The sequence below is a fragment of the Curtobacterium sp. AC272 genome (genome assembly GCF_979258155.1).
The window spans coordinates 376,659-401,477 of record NZ_OZ409838.1 but is presented as its reverse complement, the minus strand read 5'-3'; the positions used below and the strand labels follow the sequence as shown (position 1 = coordinate 401,477).

Annotated in this window: 18 protein-coding genes and 1 pseudogene; 7 read left to right on the top strand and 12 right to left on the bottom strand. The window is 70.2% G+C overall.

Annotation, left to right across the window (positions count from 1 at the left end):
• Positions 1–24 precede the first annotated feature (24 nt).
• The gene (locus ACZZ0J_RS02015) at positions 25–1,191 is read right to left on the bottom strand and encodes an alkaline phosphatase family protein (RefSeq protein ID WP_463434491.1); all 1,167 of its coding nucleotides are present in this window, start codon (positions 1,189–1,191) and stop codon (positions 25–27) included.
• Positions 1,192–1,217: 26 nt separating this feature from the next.
• On the opposite strand from ACZZ0J_RS02015, the pseudogene ACZZ0J_RS02010 reads away from it, so the two are divergent.
• Positions 1,218–3,700 (top strand): annotated as a pseudogene (locus ACZZ0J_RS02010) (DNA gyrase/topoisomerase IV subunit A).
• 446 nt (positions 3,701–4,146) lie between these two features.
• On the opposite strand, the gene ACZZ0J_RS02005 reads toward ACZZ0J_RS02010, so the two are convergent.
• Complete coding sequence (locus ACZZ0J_RS02005; RefSeq protein WP_123340520.1) at positions 4,147–6,273, bottom strand: DNA gyrase/topoisomerase IV subunit B; 2,127 nt, start codon at positions 6,271–6,273, stop codon at positions 4,147–4,149.
• Positions 6,274–6,441: 168 nt separating this feature from the next.
• Between ACZZ0J_RS02005 and ACZZ0J_RS02000 the strand changes: the two genes are divergently transcribed.
• Positions 6,442–6,666: a DUF7455 domain-containing protein gene (locus tag ACZZ0J_RS02000; protein ID WP_071255055.1), complete on the top strand. Its 225-nt coding sequence runs from the start codon at positions 6,442–6,444 to the stop codon at positions 6,664–6,666.
• A 79-nt stretch (positions 6,667–6,745) separates the two neighbouring features.
• On the opposite strand, the gene ACZZ0J_RS01995 is transcribed toward ACZZ0J_RS02000, so the two are convergent.
• The 6 genes from ACZZ0J_RS01995 to ACZZ0J_RS01970 all read right to left on the bottom strand — a co-directional run bounded on the left by ACZZ0J_RS01995 (position 6,746) and on the right by ACZZ0J_RS01970 (position 13,206).
• Positions 6,746–7,195, bottom strand: a complete 450-nt coding sequence (locus ACZZ0J_RS01995) for a hypothetical protein (protein WP_463434485.1) — start codon at positions 7,193–7,195, stop codon at positions 6,746–6,748.
• Positions 7,196–7,321: 126 nt separating this feature from the next.
• On the bottom strand, positions 7,322–8,095 hold the full coding sequence (locus tag ACZZ0J_RS01990; RefSeq protein ID WP_463434483.1) for a type 1 glutamine amidotransferase: 774 nt from the start codon (positions 8,093–8,095) through the stop codon (positions 7,322–7,324).
• Complete coding sequence (locus ACZZ0J_RS01985; RefSeq protein WP_463434481.1) at positions 8,092–9,351, bottom strand: MurT ligase domain-containing protein; 1,260 nt, start codon at positions 9,349–9,351, stop codon at positions 8,092–8,094. The genes ACZZ0J_RS01990 and ACZZ0J_RS01985 overlap by 4 nt, the downstream gene beginning before the upstream one ends.
• Complete coding sequence (locus tag ACZZ0J_RS01980; RefSeq protein WP_463434479.1) at positions 9,327–10,607, bottom strand: RNA polymerase sigma factor; 1,281 nt, start codon at positions 10,605–10,607, stop codon at positions 9,327–9,329. Before ACZZ0J_RS01980 ends, ACZZ0J_RS01985 begins: the two co-directional genes overlap by 25 nt.
• A 193-nt stretch (positions 10,608–10,800) precedes the next feature.
• Entirely contained in the window at positions 10,801–12,120 is a 1,320-nt protein-coding gene (locus ACZZ0J_RS01975) for an MFS transporter (RefSeq protein ID WP_123938178.1), read from the bottom strand.
• 156 nt (positions 12,121–12,276) lie between these two features.
• Positions 12,277–13,206, bottom strand: a complete 930-nt coding sequence (locus ACZZ0J_RS01970; protein ID WP_194647982.1) for a proteasome assembly chaperone family protein — start codon at positions 13,204–13,206, stop codon at positions 12,277–12,279.
• 75 nt (positions 13,207–13,281) lie between these two features.
• On the opposite strand from ACZZ0J_RS01970, the gene ACZZ0J_RS01965 reads away from it, so the two are divergent.
• The 3 genes from ACZZ0J_RS01965 (at position 13,282) to sucB (ending at position 17,860) form a co-directional block, all read left to right on the top strand.
• A complete protein-coding gene (locus ACZZ0J_RS01965) occupies positions 13,282–14,760 on the top strand; it encodes a leucyl aminopeptidase (RefSeq protein ID WP_463434474.1) in 1,479 nt (492 codons plus the stop codon).
• Between the two features lie 154 nt (positions 14,761–14,914).
• Positions 14,915–16,288: a dihydrolipoyl dehydrogenase gene (gene lpdA / locus ACZZ0J_RS01960; protein ID WP_463434472.1), complete on the top strand. Its 1,374-nt coding sequence runs from the start codon at positions 14,915–14,917 to the stop codon at positions 16,286–16,288.
• A 72-nt stretch (positions 16,289–16,360) separates the two neighbouring features.
• Positions 16,361–17,860 carry a 2-oxoglutarate dehydrogenase, E2 component, dihydrolipoamide succinyltransferase gene (gene sucB, locus ACZZ0J_RS01955; protein WP_463434470.1) on the top strand — a complete coding sequence of 500 codons (1,500 nt, stop codon included), beginning with the start codon at positions 16,361–16,363 and terminating at the stop codon, positions 17,858–17,860.
• A gap of 96 nt (positions 17,861–17,956) precedes the next feature.
• Here sucB and ACZZ0J_RS01950 read toward each other — a convergent pair whose 3' ends face one another.
• A complete protein-coding gene (locus ACZZ0J_RS01950) occupies positions 17,957–18,787 on the bottom strand; it encodes a hypothetical protein (RefSeq protein ID WP_463434468.1) in 831 nt (276 codons plus the stop codon).
• A 127-nt stretch (positions 18,788–18,914) separates the two neighbouring features.
• On the opposite strand from ACZZ0J_RS01950, the gene ACZZ0J_RS01945 reads away from it, so the two are divergent.
• A complete protein-coding gene (locus tag ACZZ0J_RS01945) occupies positions 18,915–19,628 on the top strand; it encodes a DUF4191 domain-containing protein (protein ID WP_111087017.1) in 714 nt (237 codons plus the stop codon).
• Between the two features lie 194 nt (positions 19,629–19,822).
• Here the strand turns inward: ACZZ0J_RS01945 and ACZZ0J_RS01940 are convergent, their stop codons facing one another.
• A complete protein-coding gene (locus ACZZ0J_RS01940; protein ID WP_123292673.1) occupies positions 19,823–20,278 on the bottom strand; it encodes an RDD family protein in 456 nt (151 codons plus the stop codon).
• Positions 20,279–20,420: 142 nt separating this feature from the next.
• Between ACZZ0J_RS01940 and glnA the strand changes: the two genes are divergently transcribed.
• Positions 20,421–21,845: a type I glutamate--ammonia ligase gene (gene glnA / locus ACZZ0J_RS01935; protein ID WP_463434464.1), complete on the top strand. Its 1,425-nt coding sequence runs from the start codon at positions 20,421–20,423 to the stop codon at positions 21,843–21,845.
• Between the two features lie 358 nt (positions 21,846–22,203).
• Here the strand turns inward: glnA and ACZZ0J_RS01930 are convergent, their stop codons facing one another.
• Positions 22,204–23,631 carry a UDP-glucose dehydrogenase family protein gene (locus ACZZ0J_RS01930; RefSeq protein ID WP_463434462.1) on the bottom strand — a complete coding sequence of 476 codons (1,428 nt, stop codon included), beginning with the start codon at positions 23,629–23,631 and terminating at the stop codon, positions 22,204–22,206.
• Complete coding sequence (locus ACZZ0J_RS01925; protein WP_463434460.1) at positions 23,628–24,665, bottom strand: glycoside hydrolase family 26 protein; 1,038 nt, start codon at positions 24,663–24,665, stop codon at positions 23,628–23,630. Before ACZZ0J_RS01925 ends, ACZZ0J_RS01930 begins: the two co-directional genes overlap by 4 nt.
• Between the last annotated feature and the right edge of the window lie 154 nt (positions 24,666–24,819).

Below are 24,819 nucleotides of genomic sequence, written 5' to 3'. Positions count from 1 at the left end.
CGCGTGGTCGGTCGCGGCCGGCTGCTACTGCGCGAACGCCCCGGCGAGCCGCAGCGGGACGAACGTCTCCTCGTCGGTCATCGCGCCGTGCTGGCCGATCATGCGCTTCGGCACCTCGCCGTCACGCAGCGCGCGGTCGTCGTTGAACGCCCACGACCCGCGTGCCACGACGATCACGTCGCCGATGCGCGGGACCACCTGCGGCGAGACCGCACCGAACCACCCGGCGGCGATCGCCTCGTTGCGGCTCGCGACGTACGCCTTCTTGCCGTAGCGCGCCCGGAACGCCCCGACCAGCCCGCGCACGTCGGTGCCCGGTGCCACCGTGAGCTGGCGGCACCGCGGATCGCCCGCCACCCCGACGACGTCCGTCAACAGGAGCGGGTCGATGGCGATGTTCGCGTGGTCGGGCACGTCGAGCACGCCGTGGTCCGCGGTGACCAGGACACCCACGTCCGGCGCACCGCGGGCATCGAGGCGGGCGAGCTCGCCGTCGAGCAGCTCGAGCGTGGCCGTCCACCGGTCGGACTGCCACCCGGACTTGTGGCCGATCGAGTCGAGCTCCGGCACGTACAGGTACACGAGTGACCGACCGGTGGCGGTCTCGGCCAGGGCGGCGTCGATGCGCTCCGGGATCGTGTCCGCCGACACGTACCGCGCGCCGCCGAGCACGTTCGCGGTCATGCCCGACGCCCGGTACCGGTCGGGGCCGACGACGACGGGGTCGACGCCGAGCTCCGCGGCACGGGTGAAGAGCGTCTCGGTGAGGAACCAGTCCGCGGGGACCTCGGTGTCCCACCCGCCGAGCAGGTTCATCACGGCGCCGGTGTCCGGGTTCCAGCCGCTGTAGCCGACGACGCCGTGCGTGCCGGGCGACCGTCCGGTGGTCAGGGTGCTCAGTGCCGCGGCCGTCGTGGTCGGGAACCCGCTGCGCAGCTTCTTCGCGGTGCCGGACCCCTTCGCGGCCGTGAGCCAGCGGGCGTGCCCGGCGCGAGCCGACAGCGCGACGCTCCCGAGGCCGTCGACCAGGACGACGATCGCGGAACGGGCGGGACGGAGGGCGATCCGGGCCTCCAGGCCGTGGTCACGCGACCACTGGCTGTCCGCAGCCCCGAGCGCCACGAGGCAACTCGGGAAGACGTCGGCGAGGTTCGCGGCGGCGTCGGGGGCCGTCGGTACGCTTGTTCCCATTCCAACGAGTCTTCCAGAAAGGTGCCATGGCACGCACGGACGCAGTCGGCCTGCCCGACGGTGAGCGCATCGAGGACGTCGACGTCTCCGAGGAGATGCAGGGCTCCTTCCTCGAGTACGCGTACTCCGTCATCTACTCGCGGGCGCTGCCCGATGCGCGCGACGGCCTGAAGCCCGTCCAGCGGCGCATCCTGTACCAGATGGCCGAGATGGGCCTGCGGCCCGACCGCGGGCACGTCAAGAGCGCCCGCGTCACCGGCGAGGTGATGGGCAAGCTGCACCCGCACGGCGACGGCGCGATCTACGACGCCCTGGTGCGGATGGCGCAGCCGTTCACGATGCGTGTGCCGCTGATCGACGGCCACGGCAACTTCGGGTCGCTCGACGACGGTCCCGCTGCCGCCCGGTACACCGAAGCCCGCCTGGCCGAACCGTCGATGGCGATGACCGAGGGCCTCGGCGAGGACGTCGTCGACTTCGTCCCGAACTACGACAACCAGATCATGCAGCCCGGCGTCCTGCCCGCAGCGTTCCCGAACCTGCTCGTCAACGGCGCGTCGGGCATCGCGGTCGGCATGGCGACGAACATGGCGCCGCACAACCTGGGCGAGGTGGTCGAGGCCGCGAAGCACCTGCTGATGAACCCGCAGGCCACCCTCAAAGAGCTGATGGAGTTCGTGCCGGGGCCGGATCTGCCCTCCGGCGGCACCATCGTCGGGCTCTCCGGGGTCCGCGACGCGTACGCCACCGGGCGTGGCACGTTCCGCACCCGGTCGAAGGTGAGCGTCGAGAACCTGACCCCGCGGAAGGTCGGACTCGTCGTCACCGAGCTGCCGTACCTGGTCGGCCCCGAGCGCGTCATCGAGAAGATCAAGGACGGCGTCCAGTCCAAGAAGCTCGTCGGCATCTCGGACGTCAACGACCTGACCGACCGCAACCACGGGCTCCGACTCGTGATCGGCATCAAGAGCGGGTTCAACCCCACCGCGGTGCTCGAGCAGCTGTACAAGCACACTCCGCTCGAGGACGGCTTCGGCATCAACAACGTCGCGCTCGTCGGCGGGTCGCCGCGCACGCTCGGGCTGCGCGAGCTGCTCGACGTCTACGTGCAGCACCGGCTGTCGGTCGTCACCCGGCGGTCGGAGTACCGACTCGCGCGTCGTCGCGAGCGGCTGCACCTGGTCGAGGGACTGCTCATCGCGATCCTCGACATCGACGAGGTGATCCAGGTCATCCGCACCTCGGACGACTCCGAGGCCGCACGGAGCCGTCTCCGCGACGTCTTCGACCTGTCCGAGGTGCAGGCCGAGTACATCCTCGAACTGCGGCTCCGACGCCTGACGAAGTTCTCGCGCATGGAGCTCGAGGCCGAGCGCGACCAGCTCCTCGCCGACATCGCTGCGCTCGAGGAACTCCTGGCGTCCGACGAACGGCTCCGTGCCCAGGTCGCGCTCGAGCTCACCGAGGTCTCCGACAAGTTCGCCACCCCCGCCGCACCCTGCTCACCGAGGCCGACGCCCCCGTCAAGGGCGGTCGCAAGGCCGCGGTCGACCCGGAGTCGCTCCAGGTCGCCGACTCGCCGTGCCGCGTGCTCCTCTCGACCACCGGACGGCTCATCCGCGTCGACATCCCGACGTCGGAGCTCAGCATCGTCCGGGTCCCGAAGCGCTCCAAGCACGACGCCGTCCGGTCCGCCGTGGTGAGCACCGTCCGGGGCCAGGTCGGCGCGCTGACCTCGACCGGGCGGGTTCTGCGGCTCTCCCTGTCGACGTCCCGGCGGTGCCGCCCGCCGCGGTCCGCCTCGACGCCGGCGTACGAGTCACGGACTTCCTGGTGCTCACCAAGGGCGAGACGGTCGTTGCGCTCGTCGACCTGTCCGGCGCGTCGTCGGACTCCTCGCCATCGGCACCGCGCAGGGCGTCGTGAAGCGCGTCGTCCCCGGAGCCTGGCCCGACAAGCCCGAGTTCGTCGCCATCGGCCTGAAGCCCGGCGATGCGGTGGTCGGCGCCGCCCAGGCACCCGAGTCCGACGACCTGGTCTTCATCAGCTCGAACGCCCAGCTCCTGCGCTTCCCCGCGTCGGGCGTCCGTGCCCAGGGCTTGCCGGCCGGCGGTGTCGCGGGCATGGCGCTGGCGTCCGGGTCCTCGGTGATCTGGTTCGGGTCCGTCGCCCGGTCCGACGACGCCGTGGTCGCCACGGTGTCCACGACCTCCACGGCACTGCCGGGCACCGACTCCGGACGCGCCAAGGTCTCCGCCCTGTCCGAGTTCCCCGCCAAGGGCCGGGCGACCCAGGGTGTCCGGGCGCACGCGTTCCTGAAGGGCGAGGACGGGCTCACCGTGGGCTGGGCGGGCATCGCTCCCCGCACGCGGTCGGGACGGACGGCGCCGCGCGGACCCTGCCCGACTGGCTGTCGAAGCGTGACGGGTCGGGGGCGCCGCTCGAGGCCGTCATCGGCTCGATCGGGGGCAGTGCCGCGGCGCTCGACGGCACCGCTGGCGACGCGTAGCGCGCGGCGGCGCCCTGCTCTGGCGGGCTTCTCTCCGCGAAAGCGACAGTGTCCCGCGAACAGTTCGCGGGACACTGTCGCGTTGGCGGTACGGACCGCGCACGGTGGCGCCACATTGTCGCTCTGGCGGCACCGAGACTCGGTCTGCGCGACATCGTTCGCGGTCCGGCACCCGAGTCCGGTCGCCCACCGCGAGACTCGCTGGCCGGGAGGCGCGGGCCAGCCCCGTCCAGACCGCTCGCTCCGCCGACGCGGAAGCGACAGAAGTCCGCCAACAGTTCGCGGGACACTGTCGCGTTGGCGGTACGGACCGCGCACGGTGGCGGCGCTGGCGGCACCGAGACTCGGGCTGAGCGACCGAACTCGGAGCCCGCAGCCCGAGACGAGTCGCTGAGGCCGAGACTCGGGCCAGCGCCGCCGAGACTCGGGCGGCCGCCGCCGCGCGGCTACGCGTCGATGCGGTCGCGGTCCAGACCCTCGCCGGCCAGGATGAACTCCTTGCGCGGGGCCACGTCGTTGCCCATGAGCAGCTCGAACACCTTCGCCGCGCTCTCGGCATGCGTGATGTTCACCCGCCGCAGGGTCCGGTGCGCGCGGTCCATCGTGGTCTCGGCGAGCTGATCGGCGTCCATCTCACCCAGGCCCTTGTACCGCTGGATCGGCTCCTGGTACTTCTTGCCGGTCTTCTCGAGCTTCTTCAGCACGGTCTGCAGCTCCTGCTCGGAGTACGTGTAGAGCGTGTCGTTGGGCTTGCCGCGGTTCACCACGACCACCCGGTGCAGCGGCGGCACGGCGGCGAACACCCGGCCCTGCTCGATCATCGGTCGCATGTAGCGGAAGAACAGGGTGAGCAGCAGCGTGCGGATGTGGGCACCGTCGACGTCGGCGTCCGACATGATGATGACCTTGCCGTAGCGCGCCTGGTCGATCTCGAACGTCCGGCCGGAGCCGGCGCCGATGACCTGGATGATCGACGCGCACTCGACGTTCGACAGCATGTCCGACACGGACGCCTTCTGCACGTTGAGGATCTTGCCGCGGATCGGCAGCAGCGCCTGGTACTCGCTGTTGCGTGCGAGCTTCGCGGTCCCCAGGGCCGAGTCGCCCTCGACGATGAAGAGCTCGGTGCCCTCGGTCTCCTGCGACCGGCAGTCCGCGAGCTTCGTCGGCAACGAGGAGTTCTCGAGCGCGTTCTTCCGGCGCTGCGTCTCCTTGTGGGCGCGGGCCGAGATGCGGGTCTTCATCTCCGCGACGACCTTCTCGAGCAGGGTCGCCGCCTGGGCCTTCTCGGTGCGCTGCGTCGACGTCAGGATCTCGGTGATGCGCTTCGACACGACCTGGTCGACGATCTTGCGGACCGCCGGCGTGCCGAGGATCTCCTTCGTCTGCCCCTCGAACTGCGGCTCGGGCAGTCGGACGGTCAGCACGGCGGTCATGCCGGCGAGCACGTCGTCCTTGTCGAGCTTGTCCTGCCCGACCTTGAGCTTGCGGGCGTTCGCCTCGACCTGCGCGCGGACGGCCTTGACCAGACCGGACTCGAAGCCGGCCTGGTGCGTGCCGCCCTTCGGCGTGGCGATGATGTTGACGAAGCTGCGGAACACCGTCTCGTAGCCGTCGCCCCACCGCAGCGCGAGGTCCACCTCGCAGGAGCGCTCGACCGAGGTGGAGACCATGTGGCCCTTGTCATCGAGCATCGGGACGGTCTCGGTGAAGGTCCCGGTGCCCTGCACGCGCCAGACGTCGGTGACGGCGGTGTCGGCCGCGAGGTGCTCGACGAACTCGCCGATGCCGCCCTCGTAGCGGAAGCGCTCGACGACCGGGCCGGCCTCGACGGCGGTCCCCGTCGCCTCGGCACGCGCAGCGGCGGCCTCGATCGAGGACACGCGCTCGTCGGTGATCGTGATGCCGAGCCCGGGCACCAGGAACGCCGTCTGCCGTGCCCGGGTGACCAGGTCGTCGGTGCTGAACCGCGCATCGGCGGTGAAGATCTGTCGGTCCGCCCAGTACCGGATCCGGGAACCCGTGACGCCCTTCTTCACCTTGCCGACCACCCGCAGCTCACTGCCCGAGGTGAACGGGCTGAACGGGGCGTCCGGACCGATGCCCTCGGCGTCGTCGAACGTGCCGGGCTCGCCGCGGTGGAACGACATGGCGTAGGTCTTGCCGCCGCGGTCGACCTCGACGTCGAGGCGCTCGGACAGGGCGTTGACCACCGAGGCGCCGACGCCGTGCAGACCGCCGGAGGCAGCGTAGGAGCCGGAGCCGAACTTGCCGCCGGCGTGCAGCTTGGTGAACACGACCTCGACCCCGGTCAGACCGGTCTTCGGTTCGACGTCCACCGGGATGCCCCGGGCGGTGTCGCGGACCTCGACCGAACCGTCGGCGTGCAGCACGACACCGATCTCGTCGCCGTGCCCCGCCAGGGCTTCGTCGACGGAGTTGTCGATGATCTCCCACAGGCAGTGCATGAGCCCGCGGGAGTCGGTCGAGCCGATGTACATCCCCGGACGCTTCCGGACCGCCTCGAGCCCTTCGAGGACGGAGAGATGGCGTGCGGAGTAGTCGGAGCTCACCGTCCGATGCTACCGAGCGGTACCGACACCCTCGGCGCGGACACTCGCACTGGGGACAACCGATCCGCGCTCAGCGAAACAGCGCTGCACAATGCATCGTTCTCAGGCATCACGTGTTGAAATGGTGCAACCACCCGGCACCACCTGCGATCCGTGAGGAGCACAGCAATGACCCAGACCGTGCAGGACCCCTCCATCGACGAAGTCAGCAACCACCAGCTGACCGCCGCCGACCGTTGCGACAGCTGCGGAGCGCAGGCCTACATCCGAGCCACCATGTCGAGCGGCGAGCTCTTCTTCTGCGCGCACCACGGCGCAGAGTTCAAGGACAAGCTCGCGGCGACCGCGATCGAGTGGCACGACGAGAGCAGCCGACTCTACGAGTCGAAGTAGCACGCGAAGGCGCGACCACAGCAAGACGGGAGGCCCGGTGCCAGCTGGCACCGGGCCTCCCGTCTGTCTGTTGCCCGTTCTAGAACTCGCGGTTCAGCGCCCAGGCGGCGCCGCGGTAGCTGTTCGGTCCCCAGACACCGTCGATGGGGCCGCCGTAGCGGCCATGGGCGGCCGCCCATCGCTGCAGTGCTGCGACGATCTCCGGGCTCTCCCAACCATGGGTGGTGGCGGCTCGGAAGTACCCGCCCTTGGCGAGTTGACCTGAGACCCCAGTCCATGAGTTCCATCCCATCACGCCGTCGATCGGACCGGTGTAGCTCGCCATGCTCGCCAGACACTGCAGGCGCTTGTAGAAGACCGGCCCGGGGACACCGTCAGCCTCCGTCGTGGTCTGCGGCACTGCACTGCAGGCCGGGTCGATCCGCGTCATCGCAGCCTCTGCGGGAGCTGTCTGGACGACGGTACCCGCAGTGGTCAGCGTCACGACGAGCGCCCCGACCAGGGTGAGGACGAGTTTGCTGTGGTGCATGGAAACCTCCTTGTTCGGCTTCCAACATGTCACATCCGGAACGCGCCGTGTCATGGTTGGCAACTGTTGCCACGGAGGTGCACACGAAGAAGGCCGGGCCCCATCGGGACCCGGCCTTCGTGAGCGTCACGCGATGCGCTTGAACGCCTTGTCGACGTAGCGGTCGACCGTCGCGCGTGCCTCGCGTGCGTAGCGGTCGATGGTCGCCGTCTGCTCCGGGTCCGGCGCGTACTCGCGGCCCAGCCGTGCGGTTGCTGCGGCGAGGACACCGTCGGTCAGCTGCGGGTTGAGCGGCAGGATCGGACCCTGCGTGTGCGTGCCGAACGACGTGCTGACGATCGCACCCTCGACCGGGGCTCCCGCCTGGTTGCCACCACCGGACACGACGTCGGCGAACGGGGTGACCCCGGCCGCGAGCTCGATGGTGGTGGCGTGGTCCTCGAAGCCGGCGAGGCGCTTCGGCGCGGCGGGGAGCAGCGGGTACCGGGTCTCGAGGACGAAGTAGTTCACCCGACGTTCGGCGCCGCGGACGGCTCGGGCGTCGAACACGCCGAACCCGACGAGCGGAGCGCCCTCGGTGGGGACGACCTCGTTCGTCGCCAGGTCGAACCCGCCGCCGACCGCGATGACCGGCACGCCGTCGCTCGCGAACGAACGGAGCGGAGCACCGATGCGGGCGACGTCGGCACCGAGCGACCGCATCGCGCTGAGCGGGCCGTTGCCGATGACCACGACGTCGGCCGCCGCGGGCAGGTCGTCGCCGGGCGCGTACTCGACCACTTCGGTGTCGAGGCCGGCGGCAGCAGCGCGGCGCACGAGGGCCGCGACGTTGCCGCGGTCCCCCGAGACACCCATCTGCCGGGGGTAGACGTGCAGGATGGTCAGCCGGTCGGCCGTCATGCGGTCTTCTCCATGTCCGGGTGGCCGAGGGCCTTGCGGGCGATCATCATGATCTCGTAGTTGACGATGAAGTTCTTCGTCCCGCTGGTCGTCGACCCGAGGTGCTCCATGAGCTTGATAGCGGCCTCAACGTCGGGTTCGACCCGGCCGATGCGGACACCGGCGTGCTCGAGAGCGATCGCGATCTGCCAGGCCTTGTCACCGGAGACGACGTCCACGTGGTCGAGCTTCGAGAAGTCGATGTCGTAGATCCAGGAGATGTCCGGCGTGCCCTCGTCGATCGCCATGAGGACCTGCTCGGGGCGGTCCGGCAGCGCGTCGAGGTTGAGCTGGAGACTCGCGGCGTTCTTGAACATCGTGAACTCGGCGGACTCGCCGGCGATCGGCAGTCGCTCCCCGCGGCCGTACGCCGGCTTCATCGTGCCGAAGGCCTTCGTTACGGCGTCGGCGCGGAACTGCGTGCCGAGTGCCGCGCTGGCCGTGGCGGTGGCAGCAGCAGCGTCGACCGCGTAGTGCAGGCCGCGTGCGGGCAGGCGCACCGCGATGTCGGCACCGTCGAAGCGGATCGTCGCACCGTCACCCGTGTTCACGACGACCTCTGATTCGGCGGCGTTCGGCTGGGCGTCCTGCCGGTCGAAGTCGTCGGCGTTCTGCAGGCCGTTCGGCGCCGCGGCGACGACCTCGGCACTCGCACCGAAGCGCAGCACCCGCTGGTCGGCCCGCGCGGCGTAGGCATCGAGGAACTGGTCGTCGCGGTTCGTGATGACGTTCGCCGTGGACAGTGCCGCGGTGTCGAGCATCATGTCGGCAACGCGTTCGGTCTCGAAGAACCGGTACAGCTGGTCGACCTGCACGTTGAGCATCGTCACCGTGGACGGCGACAGGATGCCGGCGAGCTCGACCGCGAAGGCCTCGTCCACCTCGAGGATGCCGATGTCCGCCTTCAGGCGACCGGTCAGCGACACCTCGGACAGCAGCGCCGACGCGATGCCCTGCGGCAGGTTCGCCCCGGACGGGTTCGTGAAGACGCGGAGCCCGTGCGCACGGACGATGTCCGAGATCATGTGCGTGGTCGTCGACTTGCCGTTCGACCCGAGCACGAAGACGACGCCGTTCGGGAACTGCTTCGTCACGTGCTGGAGGAAGTCCGGCACCAGCTTGAGCACGATGTACCCGGGGTAGGCGGATCCCCCGCCCCGCGCTCGGGCGAGGGCGCGGAGGATCCGCCCGATCAGGATCGGGATGAAGAACCGCATCGGCCTACTTCGAGGTAGTCGCGCAGCGACTGCGACCGCGACGGGTGGCGGAGCTTCGCCATCGTCTTGGACTCGATCTGACGGATGCGCTCACGCGTCACGCCGAACGTGTCACCGATCTGGTCGAGGGTCTTCGGCTGGCCGTCACCGAGGCCGAAGCGCATGCGGATGACGCCCGCTTCGCGCTCGGACAGGGAGTCGAGCAGGCTCTCGAGCTGCTTCTGCAGCATGGTGAAGCCCACCGCGTCGGCCGGCACGACCGCCTCGGTGTCCTCGATGAGGTCACCGAACTCGGAGTCGCCGTCCTCGCCCAGGGGCGTGTGCAGGGAGATCGGCTCGCGACCGTACTTCTGCACCTCGACGACCTTCTCCGGGGTCATGTCGAGCTCGCGGGCGAGCTCTTCCGGAGTGGGTTCGCGACCGAGGTCCTGCAGCATCTGCCGCTGGACACGCGCGAGCTTGTTGATGACCTCGACCATGTGCACCGGGATGCGGATGGTGCGGGCCTGGTCGGCCATGGCGCGGGTGATCGCCTGACGGATCCACCAGGTGGCGTACGTCGAGAACTTGAAGCCCTTGGTGTAGTCGAACTTCTCGACCGCACGGATCAGGCCCAGGTTGCCTTCCTGGATGAGGTCCAGGAACTGCATGCCACGGCCGGTGTAGCGCTTGGCGAGCGACACCACGAGGCGCAGGTTCGCGCCGAGCAGGTGCGACTTCGCGCGCTGACCGTCGCGGGCGACCCAGCGCAGCTCGCGCTCGGCCGGCTTCGTCAGCCCGGTCGAGTGCTGCAGCTTGTCCTCGGCGAACAGACCGGCCTCGATGCGCATCGCGAGCTCGACCTCCTGCTCGGCGTTGAGCAGGGCGACCTTGCCGATCTGCTTGAGGTAGTCCTTCACCGGGTCGGCGGTCGCACCCGTGATGGTCGTCGAGTAGACCGGGGCTTCGTCGTCGTCGGTCTGGGAGATGACGAGCGCGCCGGCGGCGACCGCTGCGGCGGCGTCGGGCTTGATCGCCTTGTCGTCGGTGTCCTCGACGTCCTCGGTCGGCTCGTCGGTGGCTTCGTTCGCCTCGTCGACGGGGTCGACCTTCTTCGCCTTCGGGGCGGCCTTCTTGGCCGGGGCCTTCTTGGCGGGGGCCTTGGTGGCGCGCTTCTTCGGCGCGGCGGTTCCCTCGGCGTCCGTGGCGTCCTCTGCCACAGCACCTTCGGGCTGAGTGTCCTTCGTGGGATCGATCGTCGTGCTCCGGGCAGCCATGCGATCACCTCTCTCGTCGTGCCACGTTCGTGGGGTCGTGGCCTCCCTCGCCGCCCAGGGCCCGAGCCGCAGTCCCCCGCGTCGTCGAGTCCTACCGTTCCGGGCAGCACTAAGACCCATGTCAAGTCCCCCGGGTTGATCGGCGCTCCGAAGTGCTCCGACAGGATGGGGGTCCTGAGTGGGTCCGTGATCATTATTGCACGTGCCGCTTCCGCAGGCGCGCAACGAGTGCAACCCAGAGCGGTCCGACGCGTATTCCCTCCTCCGCGTGGAGCACCCGGCGCGTGCGGTGCCGCGCGTGCAGGAGCATCGCGACGCCGAACCCGACCACCAGGTACTGCACCGTGAGGGCCACCCGGAAGTTGTCCCACGCGAACACCGTCTCGCCGGTGACCCGGGACATCACGTCGAGCAGCAGCCCGATCAGGTACATCATCACGAAGGCCGCCAGGAAGCCCCCGACGTTGACGACGCCGTTCGCGGAGCCGAGGGAACCGACCGGGTTGAACGTCCGGGCGAAGTCGAACCCGATCAGCGAACCGGGGCCGCCGATGCCCATCGCCACGACGAGCAGCACGAGCAGCCAGGTCGGCGGGTGACCGGGCCAGAGCAGGATCGCGGTCCACACCACGGCGAGCAGCACGACCACGCCGAGCACGAGGTTCGAGCGGCGCATCGGGAACCGCGCGCACAGCAGCCCGAGCACCGGCCCGGCGACGAAGCCGACGGCGACGATGATGGTCAGGAAGCCGGCGGCCTCGGCGGGGCTGTACCCGAGCCCGCGGAGCATGGGGACGCCCCACAGCAGCGAGAACACCGTGCCGGACGACTGCGTCACGTAGTGGGACCAGAACCCGAGCTGCGTGCCCGGTCGACGCAACGCGTGCCCGAACGTCCGGAACGCGGCGCCCCACGAGTGCGGCAGTGGGATCGTTCCGGTCCGCACGACCACGGGGCCGTTGCGGACGAAGACGAACGCCAGGACGAGCCCGACGGCACTCGCGGCGGCGGCGACCCCGAACGCGGGCGTCCACCCCGCGGCGTGCAGGAGCACGGCGAACGGGAACGCCGACAGGATCTGGCCGATCTGCCCGAGGTTGCCCGTCCACTGCGAGATCTGCGGCAGGATCCGACCGCTGAACCACATCGGCACCAGGCGGATCACCGAGATGAACGTCATCGCGTCGCCGGCGCCCACGAGCACCCGGCCCGCGATCGCCGGGCCGATCGTCGGCGAGAAGGCCACGACGGCCTGGCCGACCACGAGCAGCGCGGCGCCGAGCAGGACGAGCTTGCGCGGCCCCACCCGGTCGAGCGCGACGCCCACCGGGATCTGGAGTCCGGCGTACACGGCGATCTGCACGACCGCGAGCGTGGACAACACCGCCGCCGAGACGGCGAACCGGTCCTGCGCGTCCACCCCGGACACCCCGAGCGAGGACCGCTGCACGACCGCCAGGACGTAGGCGAGCACCGCGATGCCCCAGATCAGGTACGCGCGACGGGAGTTCACCCCGACAGGCTACCGATCCGGCGGAGCCGGATACGCGACGTGTGTCGCCGACGCTAGTGGTGTCCTGGTCGCGACCGGACGACCGACGGGAGGAACGGTGCGGGCCCGCCCCGGGCCTCCAGACCGCCGTTCCGGACCGTTCAGGGCCCGACCCGGCTACTCGCCGCCGTCACCCTGGGTGCGACGATCCGCCAGGAAGCGCTCGAGCTCGGCCGCGATCGCGTCCGCGGTCGGCACCTCGCCGTCGACGTCCGTGAGCGGCGACGCGACCGGGTTGCCCTCCATGTACGTGTCGTGCCGCTCCTCGAGCACACCGACGAGTCGCTGCAGCTCGGCGTTGCCGGCGACCTGCTCCTCGACCCGGGTGAGGAACTCGCGACCCGCTTCGCGCAGGGCGTCCGTCGGGAAGATGAGGCCGGTGGCCGCGGCGATGCCGGACAGGGCCGCGACGGCCGCGTCCGGGAACTCGGTGTCCGACAGGTAGTGCGGGACGAGCAGGACGAGCCCGGTGACCTGCGCGCCGGTGGATGCGAGCCGGTGCTCGACGAGGTGCAGGACGTTCGCCGGCGCCTGGGTCTCGGGCTTCCAGACGCTCATCTGCTCGACGAGGTCGGCGCGGGTGCCGGAGACGGTCAGGCTGATCGGGCGGGTGTGCGGGACCGGCATCGGGATCGACTGCACCCAGGTGGTGTCCGCGACCTGGAGCTGGGCGGCCAGGCCGGTGACGGCGTCCACGAACCGGTTCCACTGGAAGTCCGGCTCGTACCCGGACAGGAACAGGAACGGCTGGCCGATCTCGTCGCGCACGAGGTGCAGCGCCAGCCGGGGCGGCTCGACGGCGGCGATGTGGTCGTGCTCGAAGGTGATGACGGGCCGGCGAGCACGCCAGTCGAGCAGCACGTCGGGGTCGAACTCGGCGACGAGCTGGGTGTCGAGGTCCTCGAGCACCGACGTCGTGACCTGGGCAACGGCCGAACCGGCGTCCGCGAAGCCGGTGAGCCCGGCGACCAGGTGCAGCCCGGCCGGGACGGTCGGGGCGGCCTCGTCGAACGTGTAGAGCTCCTCGGGGTGGTTCACCGTCCCCATGCTAGGCGGGGTCACCGACGCCCCCGCGCGGGACGGCCACGCCAACAGCGAACAGTGCGTGGATAGGGTTGGAGCATGGTCCGACCGACGCTCTCCACCGACTCCTCCGCCCCCTCCTCGATCTCCGCCGACGTCCTCGTGGTCGGTGTCCGGCCCGGTGCCGACGGTGCCCCCGCGACGATCGCCCAGCCGGCCACGACGCCGTTCTCGGCGCTCGACGACCTCGACCTCGCGGCGATCGGCGCGACGGGCGCCAAGGACCAGCTCGTGCGCATCCCGGCCGTCGGCGTCGACGCCGCGAGCATCGCGCTCATCGGGCTCGGCACCGGGACCGACGCCGCCGCCTACCGCTCGGCTGCCGGCAGCGCCGTCCGCCAACTGCCGCACGCCGCGTCGATCGCCCTCGCGCTGCCGACCGACACCGACGTGCTCGTCGAGGCCGCACTCGAAGGTGCTGCACTCGGCGCCTACGCCTTCACGCGGCACAAGGGGGCCGGCACGACCGGGCCGACGCGTGGCGACCAGCGCGTGACGGTCCTCGCGCCGTCCGCGGCGACGGACGCCGCGGTCCGTCCGGCGATCGTGGCCGATGCCGCCTCGCTGGTCCGCGACCTCGTGAACACCGCCGCCGGCGACCTCGGGCCCGCCGACGTCGCCGACGTCGCCCGCGCCCAGGCCGAGGGGCTGCCCCTGACGGTCGAGGTGCTCGACGAGCAGGCACTCGAGGAGCAGGGCTTCGGTGGCATCCTCGGGGTCGGCCGTGGTTCGGCTCGTCCGCCGCGCCTGGTCGTCGTCCGCTACGCGCCGGAGTCCGCCACGAAGCACCTCGCCCTCGTCGGCAAGGGCATCACGTTCGACTCGGGCGGGCTCTCGCTCAAGCCGGCGGCGTCGATGCTCGGCATGAAGACCGACATGACCGGCGCCGCGACGGTGCTCGCCGCGACCGTCGCCGCCGCACGCCTGGGCCTCGACGTGCGCGTCACCGCCTGGCTCGCACTCGCCGAGAACATGCCGTCGGGCACGGCGACCCGCCCGGGTGACGTCCTCACGCTCAAGAACGGCAAGACCGTCGAGGTCACGAACACCGACGCCGAGGGCCGCCTGGTGCTCGGTGACGGCATGGCCGCCGCCTCGCTCGAGCAGCCCGACGCGATCGTCGACGTCGCCACCCTGACCGGCGCGCAGGTCGTCGCGCTCGGCGACCGCACCACCGGCCTGATGGGCAGCGACGACCTCGTCGCGAAGGTCCGCACCGTGGCCGAGGGCGTGTCGGAGCCGATCTGGCCGATGCCCCTGCCCGAGGAACTCGACGCCCGGCTCGCCAGCGACGTCGCCGACATGGTCAACGCCACGGTCGGCAACCCGGCCGGCGGCATGCTGCTCGCCGGCAAGTTCCTGGAGCGCTTCGTCGGCGAGGGCATCCCGTGGGCGCACCTCGACATCGCCGGTCCGTCCGAGCACAAGGGCGGCGGCTACGGGTGGCTCGGCAAGGGCGCGACGGGTGTGATGGTCCGCACGCTCATCGCGCTCGCAGAAGACCTCCAGTCCGAGTAGTAGGTTTGGTACCGGTGGGACGGGGCATCGACGCGCCTCCCACCGGTACTGCACGGGACGGGACCGGAACCACGCGGTCCGACCGTCGGACGCCGCCCCCGCGGTGTCCACGTAGGGCCCGATCGGCCCGACACGCACGAGGGAGTTGCACCAGGTGACGGAACAGACTTACGACGTCGTGGTCCTCGGTGGCGGGAGCGGTGGCTACGCCGCTGCGCTCCGGGCCGCCGAACTCGGCATGAGCGTCGCGCTCATCGAGGGCGACAAGCTCGGAGGGACGTGCCTGCACCGTGGCTGCATCCCCACCAAGGCGCTGCTGCACGCGGCCGAGGTCGCCGACGCGACCCGCGACGCCGAGAAGTACGGCGTGATCGCGGAGTTCGCCGGTGTCGAGGTCCCGAAGGTCATCGAGTACCAGCAGGGCGTCATCACCTCGAAGTACAAGGGCCTGCAGGGCCTCATCAAGGCCCGCGGCATCACCGTCGTCGAGGGCTGGGGTCGACTCACCTCGCAGAACACCGTGCAGGTCGGCGACCAGAACATCGTCGGCAAGAACGTCGTGCTCGCGACCGGCTCCTACTCGAAGTCCCTGCCCGGGCTCGAGATCGGCGGCCGCGTCATCACCTCCGAGACCGCACTGCGCATGGACTACGTGCCGAACAAGGTCGTCATCCTGGGCGGCGGCGTCATCGGCGTCGAGTTCGCCAGCGTCTGGAAGTCCTTCGGCGCCGAGGTCACCATCGTCGAGGCGCTCCCCCACCTCGTCCCGGCCGAGGACGAGTCCATGTCGAAGCAGCTCGAGCGCGCCTTCCGCAAGCGCGGCATCGAGTTCTCGCTCGGTGTCCGGTTCCAGGGCGTCGAGCAGCACGAGAACGGCGTCGTCGTGACGCTCGAGGACGGCAAGACCTTCGACGGCGACGTCCTGCTGGTCGCCGTCGGACGTGGCCCGGTCACGCAGAACGTCGGCTTCGACGAGGTCGGCGTCGCCATGGACCGCGGCTTCGTCACCACGAACGAGCGCCTCGCCACCAACCTGCCGAACGTCTACGCGGTCGGCGACATCGTCCCCGGACTGCAGCTCGCGCACCGCGGCTTCCAGCAGGGCATCTTCGTCGCCGAGGAGATCGCCGGGCTCAACCCGGTGATCATCGAGGACAAGAACATCCCGAAGATCACGTACTCCGACCCCGAGGTCGCCTCCGTCGGCCTGTCGCAGGCCAAGGCCGAGGCCGAGTACGGCGCCGACAAGGTGGACTCGTACGAGTACAACCTGGCCGGCAACGGCAAGAGCCACATCATCGGCACGTCCGGTTCGGTCAAGGTCGTCCGCGTCGGCGACGGCCCCGTGGTCGGCGTGAGCATGATCGGCGCCCGCGTCGGTGAGCTCATCGGTGAAGCGCAGCTCGCCGTGAACTGGGAGGCGTACCCGGAGGACATCGCTCCGCTCGTGCACGCGCACCCGACGCAGAACGAGGCCCTGGGCGAGGCGTTCATGCACCTCGCGGGCAAGCCGCTGCACGCGCTGTGACCCGCACGAGTCCGCGCCCTGTGACAATGACATCAACAACAACTGCAACCCCCGCGAAGAGGAGTCCACCCGATGAGCGAATCCGTCAGCCTCCCGGCGCTCGGCGAGAGCGTCACCGAGGGCACGGTGACCCGATGGCTGAAGAACGTCGGTGACCGGGTCGAGGTCGACGAGCCGCTGCTCGAGGTCTCGACCGACAAGGTCGACACCGAGATCCCGTCGCCCGTCGCCGGCGTCATCGAGGAGATCCTCGTGCAGGAGGACGAGACCGTCGAGGTCGGTACCGCGCTGGTGAAGATCGGCGACGGTTCGTCCGACTCCGGTTCCGCCGACTCCGGTTCGTCCGACGAGTCCTCGAACGAGGCCGCTGCCGAGGCAGAGGCCCCCGAGGACGAGCCGAGCACCGAGCAGGAGTCCGAGACCCCCGCCCCGGAGCCCACCGAGCCCGAGCCGGCCCCCGCCGGACAGACGCAGCCCGCGGCCCCGCAGGCCCCGTCCGCACCGCCTGCCGCCACTCCGGTCCCGCAGGCCGCTCCCGTTCCGCCGCCCGCCGCCGCACCCCCGGCCGCTGTCCCGGCGCCGGCCGCTGCCGCACCCGCACCGGCCGCGCCGAGTGCGACCACCGCCGCTGCGGTGCCGAACCCGACGCAGGACGGCGCAGCCTCCGGCTACGTCACGCCGCTCGTCCGCAAGCTCGCGAACGAGCAGGGCGTCGACCTGTCCACCGTCACCGGTTCCGGTGTCGGCGGTCGCATCCGGAAGGAGGACGTGCTCGCTGCCGTCGCGAAGGCGCCGGCCGCCGCTGGTGCAGCTGCACCCGCCGCCGCGTCCGGTCCGTTCGTCGCCGAGGTCTCGCCGCTGCGCGGCACCCGCGAGAAGATGACCCGCCTGCGCAAGGTCGTGGCCGAGCGCGCCGTGCAGTCGATGACCTCGACCGCACAGCTCACGAGCGTCGTCGAGGTGGACGTCACGAAGGTGGCGCAGTTCCGCGACGCCCACAAGTCGGAGTTCCTCGAGAAGACCGGTTCGAAGCTCTCCTTCATGCCGTTCTTCGCCCTCGCGGCATCCGAGGCGCTCAAGGCCCACCCGAAGATCAACTCGACCGTGGAAGGCGACGAGATCGTCTACCCGGAGTCCGAGAACGTCTCCATCGCGGTGGACACCGAGCGCGGCCTGCTGACCCCGGTCATCAAGGACGCGGCCTCGCTCGACCTGGCGCAGTTCTCGAAGTCCATCGCGGACCTGGCGGAGCGCACCCGGAACAACCAGCTCAAGCCCGACGAGCTCGCGGGCGGTACGTTCACGCTGACGAACACCGGTTCGCGTGGTGCGTTGTTCGACACCCCCGTGGTGTTCCTGCCGCAGTCGGCGATCCTCGGTACCGGCATCGTCACGAAGCGTCCCGCGGTCGTGAAGGTCGACGGCCAGGAAGCGATCGCGATCCGTTCGTTCGTCTACCTCGCGCTGTCGTACGACCACCGGATCATCGACGGTGCGGACGCCTCGCGCTACCTGGTCGCGGTCAAGAACCGCCTGGAAGAGGGCAACTTCGCCCCCAACCTCGGGTACTGACGCCAGCACCACGGCCGACGGCCCCGGTTCCCCTCGTGGGGAGCCGGGGCCGTTCCCGTTCCCGTTCCCGCTCCGGTTCTTCGGCGTCCGGGGGCGTCATCCACCACCAGCCGGACCGGCACCGGCGTCCGTTCCGGTACCGAGCACGAACACCGCGGCGACGACCGTACCGATCGCGACGACGACACCGACCACGGCGCGGCGGAGCGGCAACCGCCGACCGGCACCGAGCGGGATGCCGAGCTCGACGACCTCGCGCAGTCGAGCCGCCGGGCCCGTGGGGTCGAGCGGCGGGTCTGCCTCGACGAACACCAGGTCGGCCGGCGGTGTGGTCCACCGGAACGGCCGCGGAGGCGCCGCACCCCGGACCGCCTCGAGCGCCGCGCACACGGTGCTGCGGTCGCCGTCGAGCGCCGCGAGGAGGGCAGCGTCCACGTCGTCGCGACTCGGATCGCGCGGGTCGACACGGTCCCAGACGACCCGCGCGGCGAGCACGAGGACCCGTGCAGCATCGTCACCGGGCAGCTCCGTCCCGTCGCGGACGGCTCCGGCCGGGCGGTCGCACAGCACCACGGCACCCGCGTCGTCCACCAGGACGTCGTCGATCCGGGCGACGCCGAGCCGCACCGCACCGTCCACCGCCGCGACGAGGAGCTCGAGCAGCGGCACGCAGAGCGTCACCGCGACCCCGGTCGTCGGGGTGCCGAGGCGGTCCAGCGCCACCGGGAGCGGCGTCCCGCGTGGGCGGTCGAGCAGGGTCACGAGCCCGCCCGCCTCGGTGCGGCCCACCGCCTCGACGGGGACCAGGTGGCGGTGCCCGGTGGTGCACCGGTCCGCGATCCAGGCCGCCACGGCAGCGTCGTCGGCCGGCGCGACCCAACGGTCGATGCGGGCGTCGTCGACGCTCTGGTCGGTGCTCGTGTCCATGGTGACGAGCGTGGCGGAGGCGGCTCGGGCCTCCTGTCCGTCCTGTCCGGTCTGTGGACAACGCGTGTTCGCGCACAGCCGGACCGACTGCGGTCTCCCCGGACCGCGGAGGCCGTATCCTGTCAGCATGGCACGCAGCACTTCCACAGACACGAAGGCGAAGGAGCCGGGGCGTCTCAAGCAGATGTTCCAGGTCTTCCAGATGACCCGACGGGCCGACCCGTCGTCCGTCTGGTGGTTCGCCCTCGCATTCGTCGGCCCCGTCGTCCTCGGCATCGTGCTGGCGCTGGTGCTCCCGGGCCAGAACTGGCTCGCGATGATCCTGTGGATCGTCGCCGGTGTCCTGATGGGCGTGCTGCTCTTCCTCATCGTCCTCGGCCGGCTGGCCGAGCGGGCGGCGTATTCGCAGATCGAGGGCCAGCCCGGCGCCGTCGGTGCGGTGCTCTCCAACTCGCTGCGTCGACAGTGGCGCTCCAGCGAGATGCCCGTCGCCGTGCACGGACGCTCGCAGTCCGCGGTCTACCGCGCGGTGGGCCGTCCCGGCGTCGTCCTCATCACCGAGGGCCAGCGCGGCAACCTGAAGCGTCAGGTCGACGAAGAACGTCGCAAGGTGCAGCGCATCGTCCCGAACGTCGCGGTCCACGTGGTCAGCGTCGGTGACGGCGACGACACCCTCACCCTGCACAAGCTCCCCCGTGCCATGAACAAGTTCAAGAAGTCGCTCAACCGCAACGAGGTCCTGGCCGTCGCGAACCGCCTCGACTCGCTCACGCAGAGCCCCGCCGCCGCGATCCCGAAGGGCATGGACCCGATGCGTGCTCGTGCCGGACGTCCGCGCTGATCCGTCCCCGAACCACCACGCAGAACGCCCCCGACCGTGCCAGGTCGGGGCGTTCTGCGTGCGCTGGGGCCGGCGGTGGCCGCGGGTGGTGCGAGGTTGTTCACTCGGTGCGAGGAAGGAACGACGCACGGAGTGATCAACCTCGCACCGTGCGGTACGGCGCGCGCGGGCGCCGGCGAGGGCGCGGGCCGGGGTCAGCGGCGGACGAGCACCGTGCCGGCGATGCGGTCGTGCGCGCCACGGCTGTCCCGGTCGATGATGAGCGCCGGCACCACCAGGCAGAGCAGGACGGTCCGGACGACCGGACGCCACACCCCCACGTAGCCCCCGCGCATCGGCACGACGCGCAGCCCGACGCAGATGTGCCCGAACGATCCGGACAGCAGGCAGATGAACAGCACCTGGAGCGCGGCGAAGATCGCCAGCTGCACCCACGAGTGCGCGATGTCCCCGGAACCGTTCACCGGCGACCAGACCCCGGTCACGTAGGCGATGAGGTCGGCGAGGGCGCCGTCGATGAGCAGGGCGACGATCCGCCGTCCGATCCGCCCGACGCTGCGGGGTCCTTCCTCCGGCAGACCGAGGTCCTTGCCCGGCCAGCCGTCGGGGTGCTCGGAGGGCGCGGACGGACTGGAGGAGCTGCGGGCCATGCCCCCAAGCGTAGGCGACCGGCCGCCCGTAACACGCCCGAAACAATTCAGTCACGTCCGGGAAACCCCGTGTCAATAGCCTCGTCGGAGGTGCCTTGATCGGTACCTCCGACATCACCCAACCCATTGGAGATCGGCCCCCATGTTCAGCGATTCCTCCGAGGTCCTGGCCTTCATCAAGGACACCGACGTCAAGTTCCTCGACATCCGATTCACGGACCTGCCGGGTGTGCAGCAGCACTTCAACATCCCCGCCTCGACCGTCGACGAGGACTTCTTCTCGGTCGGCCAGCTCTTCGACGGCTCCTCGATCCGCGGGTTCGCGTCGATCCACGAGTCCGACATGCAGCTGATCCCCGATGTGACCACCGCCTACGTGGACCAGTTCCGCGCCGAGCGCACGCTCATCATGATCTTCGACATCTACAACCCGCGGAACGGCGAGATCTACGGCCGCGACCCGCGCCAGGTGGCGAAGAAGGCCGAGAAGTACCTCGCGTCGACGGGCATCGCGGACACCGCGTTCTTCGCCCCCGAGGCCGAGTTCTACATCTTCGACGACGTCCGCTACTCGGTCACCCAGAACGAGTCGTTCTACGCGGTCGACTCCGAAGAGGGCGCCTGGAACACCGGTCGTGACGAAGAGGGCGGCAACCTCGCCAACAAGACCCTGTACAAGGGCGGCTACTTCCCCGTGTCGCCGGTCGACAAGACCGCCGACCTGCGCGACGACATCACCCTCAAGCTGATCGACGCGGGCTTCGAGCTCGAGCGCTCGCACCACGAGGTGGGCACCGGCGGCCAGCAGGAGATCAACTACAAGTTCGACACGATGGTCCACGCTGCGGACGACATCCTGAAGTTCAAGTACATCGTCAAGAACACGGCGGACCAGTGGGGCAAGGTCGCCACGTTCATGCCGAAGCCGCTCTTCGGCGACAACGGCTCGGGCATGCACACCCACCAGTCGCTCTGGTCGGACGGCAAGCCGCTCTTCTACGACGAGAACGGCTACGGCGGCCTGTCCGACCTCGCCCGTTGGTACATCGGCGGTCTGCTGAAGCACGCTCCGGCACTGCTCGCCTTCACCAACCCGTCGATCAACTCGTACCACCGCCTGGTCAAGGGCTTCGAGGCGCCGGTCAACCTGGTGTACTCGGCCGGCAACCGTTCGGCTGCGATCCGCATCCCGATCACGGGCACCAACCCGAAGGCCAAGCGCATCGAGTTCCGCGCGCCGGACGCCTCGGGCAACCCGTACCTCGCCTTCGCCGCGCAGCTGATGGCGGGCCTCGACGGCATCCAGAACCGCATCGAGCCGCACGAGCCCGTCGACAAGGACCTCTACGAGCTCCCGCCGGAAGAGGCGAAGAACATCCCGCAGGTCCCCGGCTCCCTCGACGAGGCGCTCGACTTCCTCGAGGCGGACCACGAGTTCCTCACGAAGGGCAACGTCTTCACCGAGGACCTCATCCAGACCTGGATCGACTACAAGCGCGAGAACGAGATCCTCCCGCTGGCGCAGCGCCCGCACCCGTTCGAGTACGAGCTGTACTTCGGCGTCTGATCGTCGCTGACACACGAGGGCCCCGCACCGTCAGGTGCGGGCCCTCGTGTGTTCCGCGACAGCGACTGTGTGCCGCGAACCATCCGCAGGAATGTGTCGCTTCGGCGGGTCGGGCAGTTGCGGCGACTGCCTGGAGGCCCGGTGCCGGTCCGCCGGACCGGCACCGGGCCTCCCGGCTGGTCGCGACGCACGTTCCTTCCCATCGCACCCGGACTGGGAAGCCGAATCGGGCGTACCTGGTGGAAAGTTCCGACCAGGTACGCCCGATTCGGCAAGGCACGCCCGTTTCGGCACCGCACCGTGCACACGGGAACGGGGCCCGTGCCGCCCGGCACGGACCCCGCTTCGCGAACGGTGACTAGCGAGCCGTGGCCAACGAGTCGTTCGTCCCCGCTGCGACGCTCACGGGTGCACCCGTGACCGGCGTGGGCCGCCCCAGGGAACGGACGGTCCACCCCGCTTTGACCCAGTCGTGGACCGGGAGGCAGTTGCGCGCGTCGATCACGACGCGGCGACCGACGAGGTCACCGAGGGCGACCGGGTCGGCGGTGATGATCTCGTCCCACTCGGTGAGCACCAGGACGACGTCGGCGCCCTCGATCGCTTCCGTCATCGACGCGGCGTAGCTCAGCGTCGGGAACGAGCGCTTCGCCGGCTCCATCGCCTCGGGGTCCCAGAGGGTGACCTGGGCGCCGCGCAGGTGGAGCGCAGCGGCCACGTTGAGCGCCGGGGAGTCCCGCACGTCGTCGGTCAGGGGCTTGAACGCGGCACCGATCACGGCCACGCGACGGTTCAGCACCGATCCCCCGGCCGAGTCGATCGCCATGTCGATGACCCGCTGACGCTGGCCCATGTTGATCTCGTCGACCTGTTGCATGAGGCCGACGACCTGGCCCGCCCCGATCTCGTTCGCGCGGTACATGAGCGCTCGGATGTCCTTCGGCAGGCACCCGCCGCCGAACCCGAGGCCGGCGTTCAGGAACTTCCGGCCGATGCGGGCGTCGTGCCCGAGGGCATCCGCCAGCGTCGACACGTCGGCGCCGGTGATCGCGCACATCTCCGAGATCGCGTTGATGAACGAGATCTTCGTGGCGAGGAACGCGTTGGCGCTCACCTTGACGAGCTCCGCGGTGGCGAGGTCGGTGGTGATGACCGGGGTGCCCTCGCTGATCGGCGCGGCGTAGACCTCGCGGATGACGGCGTCGGCAGCCTCGGACGCGCCGCCCCAGACCAGGCGGTCCGGGTGCAGGGTGTCCTCGACGGCCTTGCCCTCGCGGAGGAACTCCGGGTTCCAGATGAGCTCGGCGTCGATCCCCGAGGGCGTGAACTCGCGGACGATGCCCCGCAGTCGCGCCGCGGTGCCGACCGGGACCGTCGACTTGCCGACGATGAGTCCCGGGTGGGTGAGGTTCTCGGCGACGCCGCGGGTGGCGCTCTCGACGTACGCCAGGTTGGCGGCGTGCGAGCCCGCCTTCTGCGGGGTGCCGACGCAGACGAAGTGGACGTCGGCTGCGGCGACGGCCGAGGCGATGTCAGCGGTGAACCGGAGCTTGCCGCTCGCGACGTGCTTCGTGATGAGCTCGGGCAGGCCGGGCTCGAAGAACGGGACCTCGCCGGCGGACAACGCGGCGAGCTTCGCCGGGTCGACGTCCACGCCGATGGTCTCGAAGCCCATCTCGGCCATGGCGGCCGCGTGGGTGGCACCGAGGTAGCCGGTGCCGATGACGCTGATGACGGGTGCGGGACGGGTGTCGGCCTGGTCGGGCGACTTCTTGGACGCGGTCATGGCGTGACCTCCTGCAGGTCGTAGTCGATGTCGTTGCGCTTGATGCCCTCGGCGAATGCCTGCAGGGAGTCGGCTCGCGAGTTGAGTCGCCAGTCGTTGGTGGAGCGGACGCCGTCCACGACCGTGGTCGCGGTCTCGCTGAAGTACGAGAACCCGATGATGTCGGCGTTGGCGGGGTCGGCCAGGGCGTCGAAGAGCGAGTTGATCCACTTCGACTTCTGGCCGCCCGAGACGGTGGTGCCGCTCTCGGTGGCGCCGATCTCACTGAGCAGGATCTTCTTGCCCGGTGCGACCTCGCGCAGCTGCTGCACGGTGGCGGCGAAGGTGTTCGCGAAGGTCGGGTCCTCGGAGGCCGTGCGGTAGTACCCGCTCATGCCGACCCAGTCGACGTAGTCGGCACCCGGGTAGTAGTTCTGCATGTACTCGAGCGTCTGGTACTTCGCGTTGCCGAGCTTGTCGATGCGGCTCGGCGCCCAGTTCCAGATGACGTAGTCGTTCGCGCCGTTCGCCTGGAAGACGTCGTGCACGTGCTGCCACATCTTCACGTACGACTGCTTCGCGTTCTGCTGGGCGTCACCTTCGGACCAGTTGTACCAAGAACCGTTCATCTCGTGGTCGAGACGGATGACCATCGGCTGCCCGTTGGCCTTCAGCGCCTTGGCGTACTTCGTCAGGTACGCATCGAAGTCACCGTCGGTGATGTCCTGGTTCGTGTAGCCGGCGACGTACTTCTGGTCGTTGCCGGTCTGCGCGGGGGCGGTCTCCCAGGTCATGAGCGGCACGCGGCCGTTGGCCCACGAGCGCTGGATCGCACTCGCGTTGAACGCCTGGTCGAAGCCCTGGAAGAACCCGGTCATGTTCGACGCGGTGCCGACCTGCCGGGAGACCTCGTCGTACTCGGCCCAGTTGAACGGGGACTGCGCCGTGTACAGGCCGTACCAGCGCGACTGCTGCCCGAGGATCTCGGCCTTGGTCGGCACGGCGACGGGCGTGGTGCCCGGGTCGGTCGAGGGGCCGGGGTTGGGGTTGGTCACCCCACCGTTGCCGCCACCCGAACCGGTGCCCGATCCACCGGCGGAGCCGCTGCCCGACCCGTTGTCGGACGCGACCGACCCGGACCCGGTACCGGAGCCCGAGGCGCCGGCCCCGTTCGCACCGGAACCCGACGCGTTGACGGAGGACGAGCCT

Coding starts and splice junctions, on each gene's coding strand:
- ACZZ0J_RS02015 (WP_463434491.1), bottom strand. CDS start 1,191: ATGGGAACAAGCGTACCGACGGCCCCCGACGCCGCCGCGAACCTCGCC.
- ACZZ0J_RS02000 (WP_071255055.1), top strand. CDS start 6,442: ATGACCCAGACCGTGCAGGACCCCTCCATCGACGAAGTCAGCAACCAC.
- ACZZ0J_RS01995 (WP_463434485.1), bottom strand. CDS start 7,195: ATGCACCACAGCAAACTCGTCCTCACCCTGGTCGGGGCGCTCGTCGTG.
- ACZZ0J_RS01990 (WP_463434483.1), bottom strand. CDS start 8,095: ATGACGGCCGACCGGCTGACCATCCTGCACGTCTACCCCCGGCAGATG.
- ACZZ0J_RS01985 (WP_463434481.1), bottom strand. CDS start 9,351: ATGCGGTTCTTCATCCCGATCCTGATCGGGCGGATCCTCCGCGCCCTC.
- ACZZ0J_RS01980 (WP_463434479.1), bottom strand. CDS start 10,607: ATGGCTGCCCGGAGCACGACGATCGATCCCACGAAGGACACTCAGCCC.
- ACZZ0J_RS01970 (WP_194647982.1), bottom strand. CDS start 13,206: ATGGGGACGGTGAACCACCCCGAGGAGCTCTACACGTTCGACGAGGCC.
- ACZZ0J_RS01965 (WP_463434474.1), top strand. CDS start 13,282: ATGGTCCGACCGACGCTCTCCACCGACTCCTCCGCCCCCTCCTCGATC.
- sucB (WP_463434470.1), top strand. CDS start 16,361: ATGAGCGAATCCGTCAGCCTCCCGGCGCTCGGCGAGAGCGTCACCGAG.
- ACZZ0J_RS01950 (WP_463434468.1), bottom strand. CDS start 18,787: ATGGACACGAGCACCGACCAGAGCGTCGACGACGCCCGCATCGACCGT.
- ACZZ0J_RS01945 (WP_111087017.1), top strand. CDS start 18,915: ATGGCACGCAGCACTTCCACAGACACGAAGGCGAAGGAGCCGGGGCGT.
- ACZZ0J_RS01940 (WP_123292673.1), bottom strand. CDS start 20,278: ATGGCCCGCAGCTCCTCCAGTCCGTCCGCGCCCTCCGAGCACCCCGAC.
- glnA (WP_463434464.1), top strand. CDS start 20,421: ATGTTCAGCGATTCCTCCGAGGTCCTGGCCTTCATCAAGGACACCGAC.
- ACZZ0J_RS01930 (WP_463434462.1), bottom strand. CDS start 23,631: ATGACCGCGTCCAAGAAGTCGCCCGACCAGGCCGACACCCGTCCCGCA.